This is a genomic window from Undibacterium sp. GrIS 1.8, assembly GCF_040544445.1.
Classification (GTDB): Bacteria; Pseudomonadota; Gammaproteobacteria; order Burkholderiales; family Burkholderiaceae_D; genus Undibacterium.
In genome coordinates this window covers 74,735-99,895 of record NZ_JBEONQ010000007.1, presented here as the reverse complement: position 1 = coordinate 99,895, position 25,161 = coordinate 74,735, and the positions used below count along the sequence as shown (strand labels likewise).

Sequence of the window (25,161 nt, the reverse complement as noted above, 5' to 3'; positions counted from 1 at the left end):
TTGAGTCCCGATTGATGAAACCAGAACTCTCCGTCGTCATCCCTGTTTATAACGAAGAAACCGGTCTACCGCAGTTGTACGCTCGGCTATATCCTGCGCTGGATGCGCTGGCTGCGCGTGGTGTTAGCTATGAGATCGTGTTCGTCAATGATGGCAGTCGCGACAATACGGCATTGATGCTGGCAGACCAGTTCAGGCTGCGTCCCGATGTTACTCGCGTCGTGTTATTTAGCGGTAATTACGGCCAACACATGGCGATACTGGCAGGCTTTCAGGCAACTCGCGGCGAGATTGTTGTGACACTCGATGCCGATCTGCAAAATCCTCCTGAAGAAATTGGTGCTCTGGTCGACAAGATGCGCGAGGGCTATGACTACGTTGGCTCTATCCGCCGCAAACGTCAGGACTCGGCATGGCGTACCTACGCGTCCAAAGCAATGAATCGCTTCCGCGAAAAAATCACCCGTATCAAAATCACCGATCAAGGCAATATGCTGCGTGCTTATGGTCGCAATGTGATCGACCTGATCAATCAATGCAGTGAGGTCAATACCTTCGTGCCAGCCCTTGCGTACACTTTCTCACGTAATCCGACCGAAATCACGGTGGAGCATGAAGAACGCGCTGCTGGCGAATCCAAGTATTCACTTTACAGCCTGATCCGCCTGAATTTTGATTTGATGACGGGCTTTTCTATTATGCCTTTGCAGTGGTTTTCTATGCTAGGGATGGTGCTGTCAGCCGCCTCTGCCCTGCTGGTATTTTTGCTCTTAGTTCGTCGCTTTATTTTGGGTTCGGAAGCAGAAGGCTTATTCACGCTATTTGCGATCGCTTTCTTTATGATGGGCGTGATTCTGTTCGGCATTGGTTTGCTTGGCGAATATGTTGGTCGTATTTATCAACAAGTACGCGGTCGCCCACGTTATGTGGTGCAAACAATTTTAGAACATACCGGCAATGATGTTTCAGAGACCAACTGAGATGACAGATAACAATCTCACTGGCATTGACGCCACCAATGCCAATGCGACTGCCGTTGTCTTTGCTTACCATAGCGTCGGTGTTCGCTGTATCAAAACCTTATTAGCTCGCGGTATCAGCATCGCGCTGGTTGTGACGCATGAAGACAATCCTGCTGAGACCATCTGGTTTGAATCGGTCGCTGCGCTTTGCAAAGAACACGGCATACCGACCATTACCCCAACCGACCCAAAGTCTGCTGAATTACATCAGCAAGTCGCAGCTATCGCGCCTGATTTTATTTTCAGCTTCTATTATCGCAACATGTTGCCCGTTAAACTATTAGGGCTGGCAAAACGCGGTGCCTATAATTTGCACGGATCTTTATTACCCAAATACCGTGGTCGTGTACCAGTCAATTGGGCAGTTCTGCATGGCGAAACTGAAACGGGGGCAACACTGCATGAAATGGCGCTTAAACCCGACGCTGGAGCGATCATCGCCCAGACCATGGTGCCGATTTTGCCAGACGACACGGCGTTTGAAGTATTTGGAAAATTAACGGTCGCGTCCGAACAAACCTTATGGTCAGCTTTGCCCGGCCTGCTCGCAGGCAATGCAATTAAGTTGAATAACGATCTGTCACAGGGAAGTTATTTCGGTGGACGTAAGCCAGAAGATGGTCGCATTAACTGGCAACACACTGCGCAGCAGGTGTATAACCTGCACAGAGCCGTTGCTCCACCCTACCCCGGTGCGTTTACCGAATTGAATGGTCAGACTTATGTTATCGGAAAAGCACGTTTATCAACAAACTTTCCTACTAACAATAGATCTGATTTGCCGACAGGCTTATGTGTAGTGGATAATGCTATCTTTGGCGTTTGCGGCGACGGTCGCGCGCTATCGATTATTGAATTATTATCCAATGGCAAAGTGGTTTCCCCTGAAGTTTTGGAAGCTGCCATCAAGGCTTAAAATTGGTTCAATCCAATGAAGCAGACATAATCAAAAAACGGTCGGCAAGAATAATAAGTAAATCAAATTTTAACTAAAGAAATCACCATGAAAAAAGTCCTCATTCTCGGCGTGAACGGTTTTATTGGCCATCACCTCTCCAAGCGCATCCTGGAAACTACTGATTGGCATGTCTATGGCATGGATATGCAAACCGAGCGTTTGGGCGACATGATCAATCACGAACGTATGCACTTTTTTGAAGGTGACATTACCATCAATAAAGAATGGGTTGAATACCACGTTAAAAAATGCGATGTCATCTTGCCATTAGTCGCCATCGCGACCCCATCCACTTACGTCAAACAGCCTTTGCGTGTGTTTGAGCTGGATTTTGAAGCCAACTTGCCTATCGTCCGCTCCGCAGCTAAATACGGCAAACATCTGGTATTTCCATCGACGTCTGAAGTGTATGGCATGTGCCATGACGAAGAATTTGATCCAGAACAATCAGAACTGATTTGCGGACCGATCAATAAACCACGCTGGATTTACTCTTGCGCCAAGCAACTGATGGATAGAGTGATCTGGGGTTATGGCATGGAAGGTTTGAATTTCACACTGTTCCGTCCTTTTAACTGGATCGGTGCTGGCTTGGATTCTATTCATACACCAAAAGAAGGCAGCTCACGCGTTGTGACGCAATTCTTTGGTCATATCGTCCGTGGCGAAAATATTTCTCTGGTAGATGGCGGCGCGCAAAAACGTGCATTCACTTATATCGACGACGGTATCGACGCCTTGATGCGTATCATCGCCAATAAAGATGGCATTGCCAGTGGGAAAATCTACAATATCGGCAATCCAACCAATAACTTCTCTATCCGCGAACTCGCGCACATGATGTTGACGTTGGCCGCTGAGTACCCGGAATATGCAGAAACAGCGAAAAAAGTACAACTGACAGAAACAACCTCAGGTGCTTATTACGGCGCAGGTTATCAAGACGTACAAAACCGCGTACCAAAAATCACCAACACCTGTGAAGAACTGGGCTGGGCGCCGACGACAGATATGAAAGACACTATGCGCAATATTTTTGATGCTTACCGTGGGCAAGTCGCCGAAGCCCGCGCATTGATGGACTAATCCAGTACCAATGCCAAGCATCGTTCTCAAAATTGACGTCGATACCTATCGCGGCACAAAAGAAGGCGTACCCAACCTGGTACGCCTTTTAAAACAACATCAAGCCGGTGCGACTTTTCTATTTTCTTTAGGCAAAGATCACACTGGCTGGGCATTGCGACGCGCATTTCGCCCCGGCTTCTTCAAAAAAGTATCCCGCACCTCGGTAGTTGAACACTATGGCATCAAGACTTTGATGTACGGCGTGTTTCTGCCCGCGCCGGATATCGGCAAAGACTGTGCCGCAGAAATGCGTGCGGTCAAGGAAGCTGGCTTTGAATGTGGCATCCACACCTGGGATCACGTGGTCTGGCACGACAATGTGCGCCAACGCGATGCAGCCTGGACCCAGAGCCAGATGCAGCAGGCGTATGCGCGCTTTACACAGATTTTTGGCGAAGTACCAAAGACGCATGGTGCGGCTGGCTGGCAAATGAATCCGGATGCGTTTGCTCAGTTAGACCAATTCGGTATTGCCTATGCTTCAGACGGTCGTGCGATGCTCAATGACGACGGCAGCTTGACTGATCCCGCAGCTGGACCGTATCGCTTACAGTCGAATGGCAAAACCTTCGCCTGTCTGCAAATGCCGACCACGCTCCCAACTTTGGATGAAGTTTTAGGGCGAGAAATTGACGGCGTAGTCATCAATGAGTCAAATATCGCCGCTAACATACTTAAATTAACGGCGACGCCAAGAAATCATGTATTTACCTTACATGCAGAACTTGAAGGACAGAAACTTGCCCCCATCTTTGACCAATTATTAAAGGGTTGGCGCGAGCAGGGTTACGATTGCATCTCCATGGCGACATATCATGACGCCATCAAAAACGATATTTTGCCGGTGCGTCCGATTACTTGGGCCGAACTGCCGGGACGATCGGGAGAATTGATCGCATTACTGCCTAGCAAGTAGCACAGTAGTAATTTCCAGGCGCCTCAGTCCGACTCTTTGCTTGAATTGATGCTGACCCGAATTGACTCAGGGCGGCATCTAAGTGTCTCGCATTTAAATGCCTCGCATCTAAGTGTCTAATTTAAGCTTCTCATTTAGCACATATTCAACCTATCTCAGGAGATCACCGTGGCCGATAGCCCATCAGCACTGCAATGCCAAGTTCCCGATTTTTCTGCCCCGATGACAAATGATAAAACTTTCCAGCTCAGTAATTTTGCTGGAAAAAATGTTGTCATTTATTTTTACCCAAAAGACAATACTCCCGGCTGTACGACAGAAAGTATGGCTTTCCGAGATTTATACGACAGTTTCCAGCAAGCCAATACCGAAATTTTTGGCTTAAGCCGTGACAGTCTGCGCTCTCATGAAGGTTTTAAAAGCAAACTGGGTTTGCCATTTGAATTGATTTCTGACCCGGATGAAACCGTTTGCAATCTGTTTGACGTCATGAAAATGAAGAGTATGTACGGCAAACAACATCGCGGCGTCGAACGCAGCACTTTTGTGATTGACGGCAGCGGTAAATTAGTGAAAGAATGGAGAGGAGTTAAAGTAGCTGGACATGTTGATGAAGTGTTGGAATTTGTGAGCGCAAACCAGTAATTGAAATCAAAAATTTTCTTCGAGAAAAAGCCGTGTATGGAAGTGTCCCGGATTAATCCGGCGTCATCCATAGCGGCTTTTTGACTTTTAAGCTCTCACACTTTTAGAAGAGGTCCTAATGCCCCTGCCCAAAATGCCGACAAAACCTGCGGCTCTGCTGTCCCCAAAGGATTATTCAAAAGCAGATAAAACCAAGTCTTTAAATGTCACTAAACCCGCTAGCAAACCGGAAACCAGATTGAGCCCGGTAGCGACAACTGCAGCAAGTAACGCCGTAAGTAACACCGCTAGCCGTGCACCAGCAGCCACGCCGATTAAGACCAATGTAGTCGCTCCGGTTAAGAATCCTGTTATAGCTAAAACGGCCATACCAGAAACTCAAGCCAAGGCTAGCCCGACAAAAATTAATGTAAAAGCGACTGAAAAACCAGTGCCTAAAACTGGCTCATCGGCACACGAACATCGTGTCAAGTCAGGTACTAGCCGGGCGGCGGATAAGTCGGGCGTAAAAAAATTATTTGTACTCGACACCAATGTACTGATGCATGATCCGTCATCGCTCTTCCGCTTTGAAGAGCATGATGTGTACTTGCCTATGATCACTCTGGAAGAGCTGGATGATCATAAAAAAGGCATGTCAGAAGTCGCACGCAATGCACGTCAGGTATCGCGCTCACTTGACGCTCTGGTTGGCGATATTGATCATCACGAAATTGAAAAAGGTATCTTGCTTTCCAAGTTAGGGAATAAAGACGCCAAAGGTCGCCTGTATTTCCAGACCAAATTGCAAAGCGCAGCATTGCCACAAGGCTTGCCTCAAGGTAAAGCAGATAACCAGATTTTGGCTGTGGTGCGCGCGTTAGAGGCAGAAACACCAGGTCGTCCTGTCGTATTGGTCTCTAAAGACATCAATATGCGGATAAAGGCACGCGCCTTGGGTTTGCCGGCAGAAGATTATTTCAACGATCATGTGCTGGAAGATTCTGATTTGCTGTACACCGGCATCGTGCAACTGCCAGATGATTTCTGGAACAAGCACGGCAAAGGGATCGAGACCTGGCAAGAAAATAAGAACGGTCTGAGCACCACGTTCTATCGCATTACCGGGCCGATTATTCCTAGTTTGCTGGTCAATCAATTTGTCTATCTGGAACCGAAAAACGGCGAGTCTTCGTTTTATGGTCATGTGCGTCAAATCAACGGCAAGACTGCTGTATTGCAAACCTTGCGTGATTATGGTCATGCCAAACATAGCGTATGGGGCGTAACTTCTCGTAATCGTGAGCAAAACTTTGCGCTCAACTTGTTGATGGATCCAGAATGTGACTTCGTCACCTTGCTGGGACAAGCAGGTACAGGTAAAACTTTACTGGCGCTGGCGGCAGGTTTAGCGCAAGTGCTAGAAAGCAAAACCTACAATGAGATCATCGTTACCCGCGTAACCGTACCGGTCGGCGAAGATATTGGCTTCTTACCAGGTACAGAGGAAGAGAAAATGTCGCCGTGGATGGGCGCATTTGACGACAATCTGGAAGTGCTAAATAAATCAGACAACGACGCAGGAGACTGGGGACGGGCAGCAACGCAGGATTTGATACGCTCCAAGATCAAAATCAAATCGCTGAACTTTATGCGTGGCCGTACTTTTGTGAACAAGTTTTTGATTATCGACGAAGCACAAAATCTGACGCCAAAACAAGTCAAGACCTTGGTCACTCGCGCCGGACCGGGCACAAAGATTATCTGTCTGGGTAACATCGCACAGATCGATACACCGTACCTGACCGAAGGTTCCAGCGGGCTAACTTATGTGGTTGATCGCTTCAAAGGCTGGGCGCACAGCGGTCATGTGACCTTGGCGCGTGGCGAACGTTCTCGTCTGGCAGATCATGCGAGTGAAATTTTGTAGATCACAATCGGGTCATTACTAAATAAGCTTTAGCAAAAGACTAGCGAACGCTTAAGTAAAAAATAAAAATCGGTGCATTCAATATGCACCGATTTTTTTATGCCCACAAATTTAGAAGGAAAGGGAAATTCATATACTCCCCGCCATTTTTTTAAAATATGCTCTACTGTCCAATGATTATATGGACGATTAAATATACTACCTAATAGTATATAAATAGATTTAATCACTCTCCCTGAATAAACCATCACTCCAGTAAAACTGAGAAGACTAGACGTTTTGAAGTCCCGGCGCAGCATCGTTAGTAGACAAGGATCAGCACAAGGATCAGCAACGCCAAATTAGTAACGCCAAGCAAGAAAATATTTCTTGATATAAAATCTTGCCCAGGCAACTAATTCATCCAGAAATTGATCAAAAATATGGCTCAGCCCTCCTCCACTTTTCCGCTCGACGTGTATCAGGTTGAAGAAAGCCTCGGCTATCTCATCTCTCGCGCGAAAACCATGCTGTCAAAATCAGTTGATGAATCGGTATCAAAACTAGGGATAACACATGCCCAGTCCAGCGTATTTATGATGCTAGCAACCGGTAAATGTGAGACCGCCGCCGAGCTGGCACGTGATCTTTTTATCGATGCTGGTGCAATGAAGCGCATGCTAGACAGGTTAGAAGTAAAAGGCTTACTCGTACGCGTTACAGACGAGAGCGACAAACGTCTGTTTAAATTGGAATTGACGCAAGCCGGACATGAATTAGTGCAGCATTTACCCGGCATCTATAACGATGTTTTAAATATCGGGTTTACGGGATTTAGCCCGGAAGAAATTGGTTTTTTAAGAAGCTTACTCAAAAAATTATTAGCCAACAGAACTTTATTAGAGCAAACAGCAGTTCCCAAATAATCATTGCCCTGACAAACATTATTTTTCTATTTCAATAAAAATCATGAAAATTCCATTCCAAAGACAAGCATCGATACGACTGGGCTTAGCCAGTAGCGTCTTTGTCTTGCTCACCGCTTGCGCCAATTTTAGTGGTATACAAAGCGATGCCAAGTTGAAGTCGTTTGAGTCCGGCGATAAAGCCAGCGCAACGGCAATGCAAAATGCAGCATGGCTCAATGCCAACTGGGCTAAAGATATTGGCGGACAAGCCTTGCAAGACCTAATTGACGCCGCAATTACCGATAGTCCGAGTCTACAAGTTGCGGCTGCCCGTGTTGCCAGTGCCAGAGCCATGATACAAGCCACGCGCGCCAATGAATTACCTAGTGTTGGCGCAAGTTTTGACAGTACCTACCAGCGCTTTACTGAGAACGGGTTAATTCCGCCGCCACTCGCCGGCGCTGTAGAAACAAATAACCAGCTAGCGTTGAATTTTTCTTACGACCTGGATTTTTGGGGTAAGCATTCCGCCGAAATGCGCACTGCTCTGTCGCAAGAAAAGGTCGCCTTGGCAGAGCAACAAAGTGCCCGCTTAATGCTGAGTACCGCAGTAGCGCATGCCTGGGTGCAGTTGCTGCGTCAATACGAGCAACTCGATTTGAGCACACAACAACTGGCAATACGGAATAAGTTTGATGAGATCACACGCCAACGCGTGAAGGCAGGTTTGGATAACAATACCGATATCCAGCAAAGCTTATTGCAAAGTGCGAATCTGCAATCGGATATCAACCAGTGGCAAGAAGCCATCGCGCTCACTCGCAATCAATTAGCAGCATTGCTGGGGCAAGCGCCTGAGCGTGGCCAAGCTATCGCCCGTCCACGATTTAATCCCAGTATGAATACGGCATTGCCTGGCGAATTGCCGTTGGCGTTCCTTGGTCGTCGCCCCGATGTTGTCGCGGCACGCTGGAGAGTCGAGTCTATGCAAAGCGAGATAGACACAGCAAAAACCCAGTTCTATCCGAATATCAATCTAATTGGTTTTGCCGGCTTCTCCAGTCTTGGTCTGACTAATTTATTGCAAGGTAGCAGCCGCATCGTTGGCGCTGGCCCTGCAATCCGTTTGCCGATATTTGAGGGCGGCATTTTGCGTGCGCAGTTAAAAGGCCGGGTGGCAGCGTATGACGGTGCAGTAGCGACCTACAACCAAAGCCTGACAGATGCCCTGCGTGAAGTGGCGGATCAAGTGCAATCGCTGAAAACAGCAGAGCTCCAAAAAAGTAATCAAAAAAATGCAGAAAAAGCGGCAGAGCAAACGATCAAACTGGCACAGCAGCGCCAACGTGTTGGCACAGCGAATGTCCTGCCAGTATTAGTCGCTGAAAATATTTATGTCTTACAGAAAAAATCTTCATTAGAACTACAGGTACGCCGTGCTGATTTACAAATCAATTTAATTAAAGCACTGGGAGGCGGTTACGAGATAGCACCAGAACTTCAGCTATCCCAACTACCGGCAAGTGCAGCATCAAATAATAACGCTCAATCAATCATTCACTCGGAGGCCGCACAATGAACGCGCCCGTTACTAATAATGGCACTAACGCCACAACTACAACTCCAGCAGCAACCTCAGCAACTTCGGCAACGACACCGCCACCGGGCAAAAAACGTCGTGGCTTATTGATTATCGTTACAATTGTGCTGGTCATCGTCGCGATTGTCTATGCCTTTTGGTGGTTCACTGTCGGACGTCATTTTGAGAATACAGAAGATGCTTACGCCGCAGGTAACGTGGTGCAAGTAACGCCGCAAGTCGCAGGTACGGTATTGGCAATTCATGCTGACGATACCGAGTTGGTACAAGTCGGCAAGCCACTGATAGAACTCGATCGTGCAGATGCCAAAGTAGCGCTTGATCAGGCCGAGGCACAACTGGCACAAACAGTCCGCGAAGTCCGAGTGTTATTTGCCAACAATGCGCCCTTGCAAGCCAATGTCAGCACACGTCTGACTGAAGTAGAACGTGCAAAATCCGATCTGGCCCGTCGTCAGCAATTGGTCAGCACGGGTGCCGTTTCCTCAGAAGAAGTTGATCATGCCCGTTCAGCAGTCCAAAGCGCAGAATCAGCCTTGCTGGCGGCACGTGAGCAACTGGCATCTAACAGTGTATTGACTGATCGTACCAATATTGAGCAACATCCAAACGTATTGCGCGCAGAAGCGCGTGTGCGTGAGACGTATCTGGCCTATGCCCGTACCAGCTTACCAGCGCCGATGTCAGGCTACATTGCTAAACGCTCGGTACAAGTCGGCCAGCGCGTCGCTGCTGGCGCACCGTTGTTGTCGATCGTACCGTTAAACTCTTTATGGGTAGATGCTAATTTTAAAGAAGTGCAATTAGCCCACATGCGCATAGGACAAGACGTGACTTTAGAGTCCGATTTGTATGGGTCTGATGTTGAATATCACGGTAAAGTTGCTGGCTTATCCGCTGGTACCGGCTCTGCATTTGCTTTATTGCCTGCGCAAAACGCCAGCGGTAACTGGATTAAAGTCGTTCAGAGGGTTCCGGTCAGAATCGCCTTAGATGAGAAAGAATTAGCCACGCATCCGCTGCGCATCGGTTTGTCCATGCAAGTCAAAGTGGATATCTCACAGCAAAACGGTAGCCCGGTTGCAGGTAGCGCACCGCTGCGCAATACCGCTAATTACAAAACGACGGTATTTGAACAAAGTGGCAAAGAAGCCGATGATCGTATCGCACAAATCATCCTCAACAACATGGGCAAGAAGCTGTAATGAGCACGTCTACCTCTGCATCGGACGGGTCGGAAGGGGCGAGCGCACCGCAAGGTAGTGCGCCTTCTGCTTCTGCCACTGCCGCGCCTTTTCCACCATTAAAAGGGGCTCAGTTAGCACTGGGCACTTTAGTGTTGTCACTGGCCACGTTTATGAACGTGTTGGATTCATCGATCGCAAACGTCTCAATCCCGGCGATTTCCGGCAACATGGGGGTCTCGCCGCAGCAAGGTACCTGGGTCATTACCTCTTTTGCGGTGGCGAATGCGATCTCGGTTCCCCTGACTGGCTTTTTGACGAATCGGTTTGGGCAGGTGCGCTTGTTCACCACCTCCATCCTGTTATTTGTTATCTCGTCCTGGCTATGCGGCATGGCTCCTAATATCGAGACGCTGATTGCTGCCCGTATTTTGCAAGGCGCGGTCGCCGGCCCGATGATCCCTTTGTCGCAATCATTGCTGCTTGGCAGTTACCCACCCGCCAAAAGTTCGATGGCGCTTGCCTTATGGGGGATGACGACGCTCGTCGCACCGATTATGGGCCCCTTGCTTGGGGGCTGGATTTCAGATAATTACACTTGGCCGTGGATTTTTTACATCAATATTCCGGTGGGACTTTTCGCGGCATGGACAACCTGGTCGATTTATAAAACACGCGAATCCAAAATTAAAAAACTGCCAATTGACGTCGTCGGATTAGGCTTGCTCGTGATCTGGGTTGGCTCTTTGCAAGTGATGTTAGATAAAGGCAAAGAATTAGACTGGTTTAACTCTGGCGAGATTATTTTGTTAGCCGTAATTGCCGCAGTTGGTCTGATCTATTTTGTGATCTGGGAGCTTGGAGAAGAACATCCTATCGTTGACCTGTCGCTGTTTAAAGGACGCAACTTTAGCGGTGGTGTGGTAGCGATTTCTGTCGGCTATGGTTTGTTCTTTGGCAGCCTGGTAATCATGCCATTATGGCTGCAAACACAGCTTAGCTATACCGCGACGGAGGCAGGCAAGGTGATGGCGCCGGTCGGTGTTTTTGCGATTATCTTGTCACCGCTGATCGGTAAGTTTTTACCAAAACTGGATGCGCGCAAAGTAGCCACTACAGCGTTTATTTTATTTGCCGTGGTCTTTTATATGCGGGCACAATTTACAACAGATGTGGATACGATGACCTTGCTGATTCCAACCTTGATTCAAGGTGCAGCGATGTCGATGTTCTTTATCCCGCTGACCTCGATTATTTTGTCGGGTCTAACGCCAGATAAAATTCCGGCGGCGTCTGGCTTATCTAACTTTGTACGTATCATGTGCGGCGGTATGGGCGCATCCATCGCAACCACCATCTGGGATAGCCGCACCACCTTGCACCATGCGCAATTGACTGAACATACGGGCAGCAACTATCCCGCGTTTGTTCAGAGCATGCAAGCGTTAATGCAACAAGGTCTGCCAGAAACGGGAGCGTGGGCAGTGATAGACAGAACCATGTCAATACAAGCAAGCACGATGGCGGCGACGGATATTTTCTACTTATCGTCGTTTATGTTCTTATCGCTAATTGCGCTGGTATGGATCACCAAACCGAAAAAGTCGTCTGCACCAATCGATGCCGGAGGAGCACATTAAGTAGAAATTACCTATACTCCCCCATAATTTATTAAAAAACAGGCTATAGACCAGAAATTACATGGACAGTAAAATATACTAGACGGGAGTAAGATAATTTATAGCAATGTAAGTATCGGCATCAGCAATACCGTCAGACAATGATTCATTGCAGGCTAAGTTCGGGTCTGCATCAGTATGGCCAGTGGAGTAAAGCGTATGGAGTAAGCCCCCCCAAACGCTTTACTCCATTTTTTTCCACTAAAGCTTTTGTTAGTTTTACATCACTATTCGTATTTTTTCTCTAATGTGTTTTATAATCATTTGCACATGAGCAAGAGATTCACATCACCGACTGTTCGCTAAATTTTTAGCGTCCCACTAACCCCAGTGGAACTGGTATTTTCTAATGAAAAAACCGCATCTCAGCATACAGATCGCCATTTTGCTTGGCATATTAACTGGACTGCTCGTACCCGCCTTTATATCTGGCTGGATATTCATATGGGGCGTAGAGAGAAATGCCGCAGTAGAGCAGCAAAAAAGTGATCTGCAAAGAATTACCAATATGCTGGCGCTAAATTTGCGCGACCCAGTCTGGAACAAAAATCCCTCTGCAATCCAAGATCAGGTAGAAGCCGCTATGGCAACCCCTGCCATCACCAAAGTAGAAATATTTGAAGGCGACAAATCCATTTTCCGTAAAAGCTTACCGGAACGAAAAATAGGTAGCGTCGTCGTCAGCGCCCAACCAATTTTGTATCAGGGCGAAGTCTTAGGCCGTGTTGAAGTCGGTCTTGATAGCGGTTATTTAGATGCCGAGTTTTTGCGGCGCATAAGAAACTATGTCGGCAGTATCGCCCTCCAATTAATCGTTTCACTGATCATCATTTTAGTGCTGCTGTATTACCGCTTTGTACGTCCAATCCATCAACTAAGGCTAGACGCAGACCGGCTTGCACTAGGCAATTTTGCGACGCCGATCCGGCCTTACCGCGATGATGAGCTTGGCAGCCTGGCCGATAGGCTAGAGGTAACCCGCAACACACTTAACCAGCTACTGGCCGAATTAGCGGATAAAAATAAGCAATTACAAGCCGACCTGATTGAGAGAGAAAGAAACGAGCAAATCATTCGGGATCTGAATGATTCACTTGAACGCAAAGTGGAAGCCCGTACGGTAGAGCTAAATCAATCGCAAAATGAATTAATCAGATCAGAAAAACTCGCAGCGCTAGGATCGCTGGTCGCTGGAGTTGCACATGAACTCAATACGCCAATTGGCAATGCGCTTCTGGTATCGACCTCGTTCCTGGATAGAAGTAAAAACTTCTCTGCTAATTATCAGGCCGGATTATTGAAACGCTCAATCTTAGAAGACTATACCAACGCGTCGGTTGAAGCAGGCCAATTAATTATTCAAAATCTCAATAATGCAGCCGAACTCATCAGTAGCTTCAAACAGGTTGCGGTTGACCAGTCAAGTGACAAACGACGTACCTTTAACCTTAAATCAGTCATCAACGAGGTACTGGCAACGCTTCATCATTTACTTAAAAAAACACCGCATAAAATTAATACCGTCCTGGAAGACGACATCATGATGGACAGTTATCCAGGCGCCATTGGGCAAATGATTACTAATTTCTTTAATAATTCACTAGCGCATGGATTTGATTCCGAGCATCTCGGCATCATTAGTATTTATGTTAAAAAATTACCTTTGGGTCAAATTGAATTTGTCTTTATGGATAACGGCAAAGGTATTTCACAAGAAAATATTAATCGGATTTTCGACCCCTTCTTCACTACAAAACTGGGGCAAGGCGGCAGTGGTCTTGGTCTGAATATTGTCTACAACATCGCCAATGACGTGCTTGGTGGAACCATCTTAGTGGACAGCAAAACGGGACATAACTCGTATACAAAATTCATCCTCACTTTACCCATAGTCGCACCCAAAACAAATACTATTTTGACCTGAAATACGCGATTAAGAATTCAATCGAGAGAATCAGGTACCGCATACATGCCGCAGATTTCAGATGTATTTTCAGATACGAATAACTTCATGCTAAACCCTGTGACTACGACTACATATTAGACCTTGGAATTTTTATCGAAGGATTACGAATGAAACGTCAATTTTTCTATTTTTTTCTTGCCAGTTATTTTGTATCAGCAGTCGGCTCAAGCGCGTACGCAACTGAAAAAGTGATTCTCTTAGGTGACGATGATTATGCACCCTACTCTTATGTAGAAAACGGTCAGTTTAAAGGGATGTATGTAGAGCTGTTGCATAAGGCGTCTGAGTTATTAAAACCAGCTTATGAGGTAGAGCTTAAACCAAGGCCTTGGAAGCGAGGTTTAGCTGATCTGGAAAGCGGCGCGTCCTTCGCTTTATTCCCGCCCGGGTTTAAAAAAGAACGCACTTATATCTCCACTTACTCTGTCGTGCTTTACACGGAAACGGTCGTACTCTTTTGTAATCCGGATGTGATGGCAGCCCCAAGAAAAAAATTCCCGGACGACTTTACAGGTTTAACGATAGGCGTCAACGCTGGTTTTCTTTTATCGTCCAGACTGATCGACGCAGCTAAGGCAGGCAAAATTACTTTGTCAGAAGCCAAAGGTAATGAAGCCAATATAAAAAAACTAGCAGCAAAACGTATCGCCTGCTACGCAACTGATAGAGGCGCTGCTTTTTATACGACAAAAAAATTACAAGCTGATCCGGATCTGAACAATTTCAAACTACAAGAGGCACTTGAGTTATCTGGTGAAGAAACATTTATTGGCTATAGCGTCAATAATAATCCTGCGTATAAAGCGGACTTTATTATGAAGATGAATGCAGCGATTGAAACGATTAAAAAAAATGGTAGTGCTGCGAAGATTGAAAGTAGTTATTTGAAGTAGATAGTATTACTCTAAAAAAGAGGATTTTTCTATAGAAGCGCTTCGTGACTTTCTGCATTTTTTCAATGACGCCTCACCTACAAAGCAACGAATCGTACTTGCAAACTTGCATGCAAGATTGGACGCCGTTGAACGTTATACTAAGCCGATAGAAGAGGATGACATTCCTTTTTAAACTAGTAAAAATCACAGACCATACTCTTGGCTATACTCGAGCAGAATCAAAAATAAAACTCTGCTCTAGTTGATCTGCTAATCAAGCTATTTTGACTTCTTAGTATTTTTTCTTATCGCAAGCTGAGCTCCGCGCACCTCGAACCGGATCTCGTCCACAACCAAACCTTTGCTATCAACAAGCTGCAATAGATGTTTGCCCGGCCATGGCATCCAGTCAATTTGTGCCAGTTGGCCTGACTGCGATTTTGTTTTGCCAGGGTTGCTCAAACTTCGGCCATCTAATATCCATCCACCCTGCTGTAATCCCTGTGTAGCAAATCGTATGCGTTGCCTATCTGGTGGAATGTCTGGATCAAGGGCAACCAACATCCCTGCAGTGGGATAAGTGATCGACGGTCTAATTTCGTTTGATTTTGCGATGGCGATGTGGCTTTGCTCAGTCCCTTTGATGAAATATTCATTCCTTGGCGCTTCTAATTGATCGTCGTAGCTAATCGAGTGCATAACGACATCATCGGGAACAGTTCTGGTCAATTCTTTTTTAGCGGTACTCTTCGTGTTTGAAACCGACCGGTTTAAATATTGCATGACCTCTTGCCAGATCGGCGCAGCACCTGTTACGCCAGACACATCCCACATCGGCGCGCCGGATGCATTGCCAACCCATACGCCTACGGTATAGCGGTCAGAATAACCAATGCACCAGTTATCTCGCATGTCTTTGGATGTCCCGGTTTTTACCGCAGACCAAGAGCGTATAGACAAGGCGTTCTCTAATCCAAAGGTTACAGCTCGCGCAGTGCGATCGGACAAAATATCGCTGATGATAAACGTCGCAGCAGGCGATAATCTGGGCAGCATTACAGACTTGGGATCTTTTTCGCTGGTGCGGATAGCGCTATATTTACCCTGATTGGCTAGTGTCCGATATGCATTTGTTAAGGCTTGCAGACTCACATCAGCACTGCCTAACGCCAGACTGTAGCCGTAATAATCACCCTCTTCACGCAAAGAAAATCCCAGACTCTGTAAGCGTTGAAAAAACAGTTGAGGAGTGACTGTGACCAGAGTGCGCACGGCAGGAATATTTAACGACGATGCCAAGGCAGTGCGTACGCTAACCAAACCTTTAAAATGTTTGTCGTAATTTTGCGGAATATACAAACCGGATGCGGTGGGTAAATTGATGGCGGAGTCGTCTAAGATGGATGCCGCAGTCAACCATTTTTTCTCTAAGGCCAGTTCGTATAAAAACGGCTTCAGGGTTGATCCGGCCTGACGTAAAGCAAGGACTCCGTCTACGTGGCGGGCATCGGACAGGTTACCGCTGGAGCCAACCCATGCGAGTACATCGCCACTAGCATTATCTAGTACCAGAACTGCGCCATCTTCAATATTGCGGTCAACCAAAGCAGATAACTGTCGTGTTAGAGCATCTTTTGCGAATTGCTGGGTTCCGGCATCCAAGGTAGATCGCAGAGAATGCATGTTCGCGTTCAATAACTTATTTGCTAAATGCTGCGCAAGATGCGGTGCTAATTGAGGTCCATTGCTGACATTAATTAAATCGGATTTAGCCGTCAGTCGCGCAAAGTAGAGCGAAGTTTGTCCTGCCAGATTTTGACAAAATGCCGGAGCACCCTGATCTTTAAGGATATTGCAGGCACGCTCTGCCACTTTGGTATAGGTTGCATTGGGTGCGCGGAGCAAGGCTACAGCAGTTGCTGCCTCAACTTGATCCAAGCCACTGGGATGCTTGTCAAACATAACCCGTGATAAGGCGTGTACGCCAACTAACTCACCACGGAATGGTACGAGATTTAAGTACGCTTCGAGGATTTGATCTTTGCGCCAGCTGCGCTCCAGCCATTGCGCCACCAATACCTGAGTGAGTTTTTGGGTAGTTGTGCGGGCATTGGATTTACGGCGTAAATCCTCTTCGAGTAAGCCCGCTAATTGCATTGTAATAGTAGAGGCACCGCGGGTTTTGCTATTCCACAAATTGCCCCAGGCAGCGGCGGCCACGGCGTTCCAATCTACACCGCTATGCTGGTAAAAACGTTTATCTTCCGACGCGATTAAAGCATTTCTAATCGCCGGAGAGACATCTTCCAATTTGACCCAGGCGAGCTTGCGCTCTTTTTGATTAAGCCTTAATTGATGAACTACAACCCCGTGCCTGTCTAGCAAAAACCCTTCTGACGAGACAAAGTCAGCCTGTACTTCTTTAAAACTGGGCACCGCGTTAGCGATGCCTGCGGCTAAACTCAATGCACAGACAATGGACGCGGTGCAAACGAATCTGATCCAACGGTACTTCATCAATCGCATTACTTGACTGTCATGACAGGATTCGGAATTTCTCCAAACATTTCTGGGGCGTACATGGCCTCAACTCTAGTTTGTGGCAATTTAAATTCGCCAACATTATTTAGGCGAACCGTATAAGTCAGTGAGAATTTTCCTTTAGGCACAAACTCATAATAACCACGGAAAGCTTCAAAGCTGCGCTCTTCATAGGCAAGCCAGGCTGTACTCCAATTACCTGCATTGCTATTATCTACTCCAGTAGTTGCGGCAATTGCAGAGTCACGGCCTAAACCTGAACCCAGCAAACTAGCCCCTGCGGGAATGGGGTCGGAGACGACGACCCAAGTCATATCAGTCTGTGCATCGATTTCTAGGTTAACACGCAGGACGTCACCACGACTGTATTTACCCTTCTCTTTTTGCTCAACTGGTACGATGGTTTTGTTGATTCTATAACCGCTGCTGAATGGCGCTTTTAGGGGAATTGCAGCCAGACTTTGCAATACTACCCATGGTTTACCTTTGCCTTCGTGGCTGAGTTTTAAACCATCTGCCGGAGTTAGCGATTTGGGCGATGGCATCGCAGTAGAAGTATTGGCAGGCCAAGGCAATTGCAAATTACCACCACCAGTTGCTGTTGTAGTGCTAGTTCCAATCACGGGCCAATTAAAACTTTGCACAGCACCTTGCTGCAAGCTTGCTTTGGTTATGCCGGAAACTTTTTCAGTTTCAAACTTATTGGCAAACTTTTCTAATGCTAATGAGCCCCAGACATTGGCCGTAGTCGTCATCCAGCGGCCTCGAGTTTGGCGCTGAATGGCTCCTGTCATCAACTTCGGCATATCATCACGCCATGCAGGATTGTCCAGCATGACTAAAATAAGTCGGGTTGCGTTGCTGTCGCCATTGCTCATTAACCACCACCAATAATCATCGGCCTCAGTAGAGAAACCAAGACGAGTGCCTTGGTAATTCAGCCGTGACCGCAGCACTTGGTCCGCCTCTTTAAGATAGGCCTCACGCTTGGGTAAATTAGCGGTTCTCTGCAAAATTGACAGCCAGTCAATAATGGCGGAGGTTGGCCATAGATTCGGCGCGATTTGAATTGAACCCAGCATCCGAGGCTGCACTTGACCATAACGAGACATTGCCTCTAGCGCGGCGATTTTACGGATATCCAGGTCCTTTTTCGGCGACCAGAAATCGCGTGTTATTTTGCCTTCGACAAACGCACTCAAGCCTTGCAACATCTTGTCGCGACTGGCATCCGGTACAGCAAATCCAGCCTCGTTGGTTGCAGCCAAGATATACGCAGTCAAACTATCGCTGCCATGCCTTTGGCTGCTGTCGCCCGGAGGGTAATAATATGCCAAACCATCGGCGTCCAGATAGCTAGGTAAATCAGCCGTTATCTTTTGCCACATAGCAGCATCACGCAGGCCGATAGCGCGTGATGTCTTTTGCTCAAGACAGGAGTAAGGATATTCGCTGAAATAACGACGTAAGCTCTCGTTACCACCAGCCAGACTAGGGATTAAAGAAATCGCCAGACCACCTCGCCCAGGCAAGCTGTCGGCAGGCTGACTAACCGCCATCGTCATAGGTGCCTCTAACTGGAACAAACTAGCCTGCTGCACCGTAACAGGTACTGCGGCAATCACACGCTGGCTAATCTTCAGTGCATCCTTCACGCCTTGCACTCCTGCTGCTGAGATTTCTTGCGCTTTAATATCCCAAGTCAACTGCTGCCTGTCGGCATTAGAGAAGGAAGATGGACTTAAATTATTGGGCGAAGCTGGCACCACCACATTCCAATTTACCTCTCTCGATTCACCTGCTGGTATTACGATATTTTGCTTGCTCAGCTCGGACGACAAGCCTGCGACATTCGCCATCACTTCGACTTTCATCAACCGAGTCGTTGTATTACGTACCGTTAGCATGGCGACAAATTGATCGCCCTCCCTCACCAATGGCGGCAAGCCAGAAATCAATTGCAAATCCTGACTGGACCGGATACTGACGGAACCGGTACCAAAAAGATCAGCGCCACTTTGCGCAATCGCGACGATCTTAAAGCTGGTTAGTGCATCGTTTAACGGCACGTCAATTTGCACCCGACCGTTTGCATCTAGGATGATAGAGGGCTTCCAGAGTAGTAATGTATCGAATAATTCACGCGTCGATGATTTTCCACCGCCACCGCCCGCTGCAACGGCTTTACGACCGTAATGACGTTTACCTATCACTTGCATTTGTGCAGTCGCGGTCTCGACACCATATCCTCGTCGTTGTAACAAGGCTCCCAAAATATCCCAAGAAGTATTTGGCTGCAGCTCTAACAACGCCTCATCAACGGCGGCCAATGCGACTTCAGCACCGGCGGCAGGTTTGCCATCTGGCCGCATTACCTGCACTGTGATTTTGGAGGTAGTGCGAATTGGATATACCGATTTATCACTAGTTACGGTGACTGCCAGTTGATGTGCGGCAGTGCCAACAGAAATTTCGGCAATTCCATACTTGTAGGCTGGCTTTGCCAGATCGACAGTCGCGCCGGGATTTTGATACTCGCGGAATTCGCTCCACCAGTTCAGTGGCTCTTTCCAACCCCAGGTAAAGAAGGAATACCAAGGAACTTCACGCATCCGTCCACGAACAGCCAACACAGATACGAAAATATTAGGCCCATAGCCAGCCTTGATCGGGACCGTAATACTTGGATCGCGTCCGTTCAATTGCACCACCATTGTATCGATTACACCTTCACGCTCAACCGCAACCAATGCGGTTGCATAACGGAATGGCATACGGATCTGGAACTTAGCGATATCACCGGGCTGATACTGTTTTTTCTCAGGCAAGACGTCCATACGATCTTGATTTTCGCCATCGAACCAAATTTCATTTTGATTAGCGACCCAGACAGAAGTTTTCGCTAACGCGCTCTTGCCGTTGTCGTCTTTTGCGTTGGCAGTGATTTCTACATTGCCGGATTCTTTAATTTCTACATCGCAGAGGAATAAACCACGCGCATCAGATTTGCCAGCGCATAGCTCGCCTAAGTCCTTGGTTGTCTCTGCATTTTCATAGGCATAAAATCCGCCGACCATACGCTTGCGATGTGAATTACTTTGTTTCGATAACCCTGTTAGTGCCACAGCGACGCCCGCTTGCGGTTTGCCATTGGTGTCCAGCGTTACAGTACTTAATGTGACTTTCTTTTTAACTGAGACCCAACCACCGGCTTTAATACCGACAATCACGGCAGAAGGCCATAGAGTCGTCACAGCAGATATAGTCTGTATCTCGCCATTAGGATCGGCGTAGGTCATCTCAGACAATAATTCTTGCGGCTTACTAATCGCGGGTAAATTTTTGATAATCGTTTTACCGCTGCCGTTTTTATCCAGACTTACCGGTAATTTATTGGCAACGATTTTTTGTTCATCATCGGCTTCGTAGCCAGCATTAAACGCATAGCCATCATAGGCGGGGAAACTTAAATTTTTATTTCGCAGCAAACTACTGATCTCTACCGGCAAACCAGAAGCACCGCCGCCATTAAGATAATTTAGCTGCACATCAAGAGCTAATTCTTTCGGTGCAATTTGCGCGGCTTTGGGTGGAGTAATACGCCCCTGTAGTAAAGGCAGACGGAATTCTTCTACCCTAAAGCTACCGCTGTTGTAGGTATTTCGACCGTAGCGGTCTTCACCATCGGATTCGTTATCAGCATCGTTATTAGTGGTGTCATTGCCCGCCTCACTTGTCTTTGATGTTCCCTGATCCAGCACAATATTGTAGGTTCCTAATTTAGCTTGTTTTGGAATCGTAAAAGTTGTTTCAGCCGTATTCTGTCCGCGCCATACCAGCGGAAACTGGAATTCCTGATTGCTTCCTTGGTGGATAATACGAACGCGGGTAGGTAATAAACTTGCTTTCTGAAAACCGAATCCATGCATATTTTCAATACGGATCACATGCTTCATTGAAGCAGTTTCACCCGCTCGGAATAAGCTACGGTCTAGAATAGTGTGTGCTCTGACCGTCGCGACTTTACTCGTATCCGTTGGCAAATTGAAGCGATACGATTCAATACCGCTATTCCAGGACGATAAAGCGAACGCCATATCCTTGCGCCCTTTTTCATCGGTCTTACGAGCACTGACAAAGAATCCATTAATTTTGCCCTTGCTGACGTCCGTGTTGTCTTCGCTGTAGCGACAAGGATTATCCAGTGCTGTCGGTATCATTGCGATACCGTTTGCGTTACTAACGCCGCGCCAAACTTCTTTACCTGTGCAGTCAGATACACGGATATCTGCATTGCCTACAGGCTTAGCCGAGTCTAAACTCGTTACCCAGACTGCGCCGTTTTCACGACCTAATTTAATGTGTACTGCCATATTGGTGACCAACGCACTGGTACGCACAAACATCGGAGCAGGCTTGCCCAACAAGGCACTACCCAGTTTTTGAGATTCCAGTTCCAGCACATAAAAACCCGGATCTTTGAGTGGAATACCAATCACCTCAAATGGCCTGGATGCAATGGCTGCTGTATCTTTGTCTTCTGGCGAGCTAGGCAAATCGAGTTTTCGCACGCCGGCTTCTTTAACTAGCAAACCAATACTGCGAGTTTCTACAGACTTGTTTGCAACCTGAATACTGCTTTCATGATAACGGTTAAGTCGTTGTATCCAATTGATGATACCTGCATCATCATCGACTTTTAAGTTCGCAAGCGTGCCCGGTGACTGCTTACCGTCGGCACTGCGGGCAATCAGATTTTTTTCTACGTTACGCAAGGTGACTGGTAAGGTTGCATCCGCGTTCAGTTCAACAATACCAAACGGAGCAGCAGGAAATTTTGCCAGCGGTGGATAATCAGCGGTAGAAAACTTCAGAGGAAATTGTGCAGCGTTGCCTAAACTACGACCACTATCGTCTTGTAATTTACCCGGCAACTCCAGTGTGTATTCTGTCTTTTCGGCGAACGGTGGGGCGAACTCAACCCGTTGTACGGTTTCTTCTTTTTCATCACGTTTAAACGTCGGCTTACTACTACCTTTTGCAGTTTTTAAAACGATCTGTTCTGCGAGTTTCCGACTAATTGGCGTATTAAAATTTAATGCTACTGCCTGTATCGGCGTGCATGCAGCTTTGGCGTTCTCGCGCTCGCAGGTAAAGCTAGCAGTAAATGCCTGACGTGCTTTAAATTTATACGATTGCACCTGACTATTTAGCACACCTGATGGCGTCACAATTCCCTTATCCCAGACCAGACGCACAGCCGCCGCATTAGGAAAACGCTGCTGACATTGCACAATACTGATACGGCTAGCGGTATTCTCGTCGGTTGAGCTGTATTGTTTTAGTAATTCAGTACGGGCAGCACCTTCAATAAACCGTACCGGAACCCGCTCATGCACACCTTCAATTTCGCAATAAGTGTGCTGCAAAATACTGGCGCTGGTGGCTACACCATTCTGAAACAGAATAAATGCCTGCTCCTCATCAATAGACTCGCCTTGATAAGGGCGAACACTGACGATTGCCGGACCGCCAGTGGAGAATTGGAAAGTGCTTTTACCTGTGATCGCCGCGCCGGTAACTGTCTTAAAATTAGCTTTTAACTGAGCGCTGCATAGCGTACCCGGCGGCAAGTCAGCGGTAAAATCGTAGACCCAGTTTTTATCATCTGCCCATCGACCTGAGCCTGCTTGGATACATTTAATATCCAAAGGAGCAGCCGCTTTGGGGTCTCCAAAGGCAATCACTGCTTCAGAAAATGTGGCTCTGATCTGTCGAACCTGAGCCACTTCACCTTGAGGTGAAAATCGAGTAATGCTGGCACCATTCGCTTCGATAATGTTGAGGATAGAACCAAGAAAAAATACACATAACATTATCACGCGATGCAGAACAGTCATTTTTATCTCCATTCACCGCGTAAAGATTGCACTTTATCTTGCAATAATTGTGGTGTTACTTCTGATGCTTGCAAAGCCTCGCCCACTGCAAGTTCTAGATGTGAGAAAGGACCACGGCTGAAAGAACGCTCAAACGGGTTGCCTTTATCTCTCGACAAAAAGCTACCCCAGAGACCACGCAGCGCCATTGGGAATACAGGTACTGGAGAGCGTTCTAGTATTTTCATAATACCGCCCTTAAACTCATTCATATCACCAGTAGTCGTCAATTTACCTTCTGGGAAAATACAAACCAGTTCACCTTCATGTAAGGCTTTAGCGATATCAATATAAGCTTTCTCCATGAGCAATTGATCTTCTTTAGCAGGTGCAATCGGAATGGCTTTTGCCGTTTTAAAAACCCAGGACAAAAATGGAATCTTGAAAATCCGGTGATCCATTACAAAACGAATCGGTCGCGGGCTGGAGGCCATAATCACGATGGCATCCATATAACTAACATGATTACAAACTAAAACTGCTGCGCCCTCAACCGGAATACGATTAGTATTTACTCCCTTAACGCGATGAATAGTGTGGATCAGTAACCATGCGATAAACCGCATTAAAAATTCAGGTACCAAACTAAAAATATACAAGGCCACAACCGCATTCAAAATCGCTGTTGCCATAAAAATTTGTGGGATAGTAAATCCCCGGCTCAGCATTAAAGTCGCACTCAATGCAGCCACCACCATGAACAAAGCATTCATGATATTCATACCTGCGATGGTACGGGATAAATGTTTTGGATCGCATCGGGTTTGTATCAGCGCGAATAACGGCACGATGTATAGACCACCGAACAAGCCGATCATCACGATATCAAATACGATACGCAAGCTTCCAACTTGATGAAAAAATCCCATTGCGTCAATTGCCGGTGCCACAGCACCTGCATTAATTGCAGTCAAGGCGTGTGTATAAGCGACGCTAGACAAATACAAATCAAAGCCAAATACAGATAAGCCAATTGCACCAAACGGCACCAAGCCAATCTCCACTTTATGACCAGACAAACGTTCACATAAAAGCGAGCCGGCACCAATTCCAAATGAGAAAATAGTTAGTAGTAAAACGAATACGCTATGATCGCCATGCAAATAATCTTTGGCATACAAAGGGAACTGCGCCAAAATTATGGCGCCATAAAACCAAAACCAAGAATTACCCAGCAACGATAAAAATACGGGGCGATTCTGCTTGGTAAACCGGATATTACGGACAGTCTCTGTTGCAGCATTCCAATTGATTTTTAACTCAGGCTCCGGCGCTGGGGAATTAGGAATCCGCAGACTAGTCAGCCAGCCAATGATGGCGATCACGATGGTACCGCCAGCAACTAGTTGTATTCCCCAAGGTTTATGTACGACCAGCATCGCACCCAGAACTTCGCCCAATAAAATACCGACAAACGTACCCATCTCAATCACACCATTACCACCGACCAGTTCCTCGGATTTAAGGTGCTGTGGCAAGTACGCATATTTCACCGGACCGAAAAGGGTTGAGTGAATCCCCATACCGGCAACAGCAGCTATTAATAACCACAAGGTATGCGTCATCCAGCCCGTTGCTGCAATACACATGATTACAATTTCTAGCAATTTGACTTTGCGGGCTAATCCCGCTTTTTCAAATTTATCTGCTAACTGGCCAGATGTTGCTGAAAACAAGACAAACGGCAAAATAAACAGCCCCGGGATCAAATTATTCAACAAGCCGATATCGAGCTTAGTCCAAGACAAAGCGTCATAAGTCAATATCGTCAGCAAGGCGGTTTTAAACACGTTGTCATTGAATGCACCCAGGAATTGCGTCCAGAAGAATGGGGCAAAACGACGCTGCGTGAGCAGGGCAAACTGGCTTTGTTGGCTCATGGGCGAATAGTCCGATTAAATGTAACTGGAGA

Annotated in this window: 15 protein-coding genes; 12 read left to right on the top strand and 3 right to left on the bottom strand. The window is 46.9% G+C overall.

Translation table 11 applies throughout. The features are described 5' to 3' along the window. Window positions 1-14 precede the first annotated feature (14 nt). The 12 genes from AAKU64_RS05105 (at window position 15) to AAKU64_RS05050 (ending at window position 14,787) form a co-directional block, all read left to right on the top strand. Window positions 15-980: a glycosyltransferase gene (locus AAKU64_RS05105; protein ID WP_354329916.1), complete on the top strand. Its 966-nt coding sequence runs from the start codon at window positions 15-17 to the stop codon at window positions 978-980. Window position 981: 1 nt separating this feature from the next. Continuing rightward, complete coding sequence (locus AAKU64_RS05100; protein WP_354329914.1) at window positions 982-1,938, top strand: formyltransferase; 957 nt, start codon at window positions 982-984, stop codon at window positions 1,936-1,938. Window positions 1,939-2,025: 87 nt separating this feature from the next. Then, window positions 2,026-3,066 carry a bifunctional UDP-4-keto-pentose/UDP-xylose synthase gene (locus tag AAKU64_RS05095; protein WP_322119192.1) on the top strand — a complete coding sequence of 347 codons (1,041 nt, stop codon included), beginning with the start codon at window positions 2,026-2,028 and terminating at the stop codon, window positions 3,064-3,066. 10 nt (window positions 3,067-3,076) lie between these two features. Beyond that, complete coding sequence (locus AAKU64_RS05090; RefSeq protein WP_354329912.1) at window positions 3,077-4,024, top strand: polysaccharide deacetylase family protein; 948 nt, start codon at window positions 3,077-3,079, stop codon at window positions 4,022-4,024. Between the two features lie 168 nt (window positions 4,025-4,192). Beyond that, a complete protein-coding gene (locus AAKU64_RS05085) occupies window positions 4,193-4,669 on the top strand; it encodes a peroxiredoxin (RefSeq protein ID WP_322119194.1) in 477 nt (158 codons plus the stop codon). A gap of 118 nt (window positions 4,670-4,787) precedes the next feature. Further along, complete coding sequence (locus AAKU64_RS05080; protein ID WP_354329910.1) at window positions 4,788-6,578, top strand: PhoH family protein; 1,791 nt, start codon at window positions 4,788-4,790, stop codon at window positions 6,576-6,578. A 422-nt stretch (window positions 6,579-7,000) separates the two neighbouring features. Next, entirely contained in the window at window positions 7,001-7,483 is a 483-nt protein-coding gene (locus AAKU64_RS05075; protein ID WP_322119196.1) for a MarR family winged helix-turn-helix transcriptional regulator, read from the top strand. A 43-nt stretch (window positions 7,484-7,526) separates the two neighbouring features. Next, window positions 7,527-9,044 carry an efflux transporter outer membrane subunit gene (locus AAKU64_RS05070; RefSeq protein WP_354329908.1) on the top strand — a complete coding sequence of 506 codons (1,518 nt, stop codon included), beginning with the start codon at window positions 7,527-7,529 and terminating at the stop codon, window positions 9,042-9,044. Continuing rightward, on the top strand, window positions 9,041-10,270 hold the full coding sequence (locus AAKU64_RS05065) for an HlyD family secretion protein (protein ID WP_354329907.1): 1,230 nt from the start codon (window positions 9,041-9,043) through the stop codon (window positions 10,268-10,270). The genes AAKU64_RS05070 and AAKU64_RS05065 overlap by 4 nt, the downstream gene beginning before the upstream one ends. Then, window positions 10,270-11,889, top strand: coding sequence for a DHA2 family efflux MFS transporter permease subunit (locus AAKU64_RS05060; RefSeq protein WP_354329905.1), 1,620 nt, complete (start codon window positions 10,270-10,272; stop codon window positions 11,887-11,889). Before AAKU64_RS05065 ends, AAKU64_RS05060 begins: the two co-directional genes overlap by 1 nt. A 388-nt stretch (window positions 11,890-12,277) precedes the next feature. Then, window positions 12,278-13,852 carry a sensor histidine kinase gene (locus AAKU64_RS05055; RefSeq protein ID WP_354329903.1) on the top strand — a complete coding sequence of 525 codons (1,575 nt, stop codon included), beginning with the start codon at window positions 12,278-12,280 and terminating at the stop codon, window positions 13,850-13,852. 149 nt (window positions 13,853-14,001) lie between these two features. After that, window positions 14,002-14,787: a substrate-binding periplasmic protein gene (locus AAKU64_RS05050; protein ID WP_354361577.1), complete on the top strand. Its 786-nt coding sequence runs from the start codon at window positions 14,002-14,004 to the stop codon at window positions 14,785-14,787. A gap of 261 nt (window positions 14,788-15,048) precedes the next feature. Here AAKU64_RS05050 and pbpC read toward each other — a convergent pair whose 3' ends face one another. Genes pbpC through AAKU64_RS05035 form a run of 3 tightly spaced genes read right to left on the bottom strand, consistent with a single transcriptional unit; the run spans window position 15,049 to window position 25,129 of the window. Then, entirely contained in the window at window positions 15,049-17,295 is a 2,247-nt protein-coding gene (gene pbpC / locus AAKU64_RS05045) for a penicillin-binding protein 1C (RefSeq protein ID WP_354361575.1), read from the bottom strand. Beyond that, the gene (locus AAKU64_RS05040; protein WP_354329934.1) at window positions 17,295-23,186 is read right to left on the bottom strand and encodes an alpha-2-macroglobulin family protein; all 5,892 of its coding nucleotides are present in this window, start codon (window positions 23,184-23,186) and stop codon (window positions 17,295-17,297) included. The genes pbpC and AAKU64_RS05040 overlap by 1 nt, the downstream gene beginning before the upstream one ends. Window positions 23,187-23,212: 26 nt before the next feature. Then, on the bottom strand, window positions 23,213-25,129 hold the full coding sequence (locus AAKU64_RS05035) for an MFS transporter (protein WP_354329898.1): 1,917 nt from the start codon (window positions 25,127-25,129) through the stop codon (window positions 23,213-23,215). Between the last annotated feature and the right edge of the window lie 32 nt (window positions 25,130-25,161).

What these genes read in the sequence shown, in the direction of transcription:
- AAKU64_RS05105 (WP_354329916.1), top strand. Translation starts at nt 15, where the DNA reads ATGAAACCAGAACTCTCCGTCGTCATCCCTGTTTATAACGAAGAAACC.
- AAKU64_RS05100 (WP_354329914.1), top strand. Translation starts at nt 982, where the DNA reads ATGACAGATAACAATCTCACTGGCATTGACGCCACCAATGCCAATGCG.
- AAKU64_RS05095 (WP_322119192.1), top strand. Translation starts at nt 2,026, where the DNA reads ATGAAAAAAGTCCTCATTCTCGGCGTGAACGGTTTTATTGGCCATCAC.
- AAKU64_RS05090 (WP_354329912.1), top strand. Translation starts at nt 3,077, where the DNA reads ATGCCAAGCATCGTTCTCAAAATTGACGTCGATACCTATCGCGGCACA.
- AAKU64_RS05080 (WP_354329910.1), top strand. Translation starts at nt 4,788, where the DNA reads ATGCCCCTGCCCAAAATGCCGACAAAACCTGCGGCTCTGCTGTCCCCA.
- AAKU64_RS05075 (WP_322119196.1), top strand. Translation starts at nt 7,001, where the DNA reads ATGGCTCAGCCCTCCTCCACTTTTCCGCTCGACGTGTATCAGGTTGAA.
- AAKU64_RS05070 (WP_354329908.1), top strand. Translation starts at nt 7,527, where the DNA reads ATGAAAATTCCATTCCAAAGACAAGCATCGATACGACTGGGCTTAGCC.
- AAKU64_RS05065 (WP_354329907.1), top strand. Translation starts at nt 9,041, where the DNA reads ATGAACGCGCCCGTTACTAATAATGGCACTAACGCCACAACTACAACT.
- AAKU64_RS05060 (WP_354329905.1), top strand. Translation starts at nt 10,270, where the DNA reads ATGAGCACGTCTACCTCTGCATCGGACGGGTCGGAAGGGGCGAGCGCA.
- AAKU64_RS05055 (WP_354329903.1), top strand. Translation starts at nt 12,278, where the DNA reads ATGAAAAAACCGCATCTCAGCATACAGATCGCCATTTTGCTTGGCATA.
- AAKU64_RS05050 (WP_354361577.1), top strand. Translation starts at nt 14,002, where the DNA reads ATGAAACGTCAATTTTTCTATTTTTTTCTTGCCAGTTATTTTGTATCA.
- pbpC (WP_354361575.1), bottom strand. Translation starts at nt 17,295, where the DNA reads ATGCGATTGATGAAGTACCGTTGGATCAGATTCGTTTGCACCGCGTCC.
- AAKU64_RS05040 (WP_354329934.1), bottom strand. Translation starts at nt 23,186, where the DNA reads ATGTTATGTGTATTTTTTCTTGGTTCTATCCTCAACATTATCGAAGCG.
- AAKU64_RS05035 (WP_354329898.1), bottom strand. Translation starts at nt 25,129, where the DNA reads ATGAGCCAACAAAGCCAGTTTGCCCTGCTCACGCAGCGTCGTTTTGCC.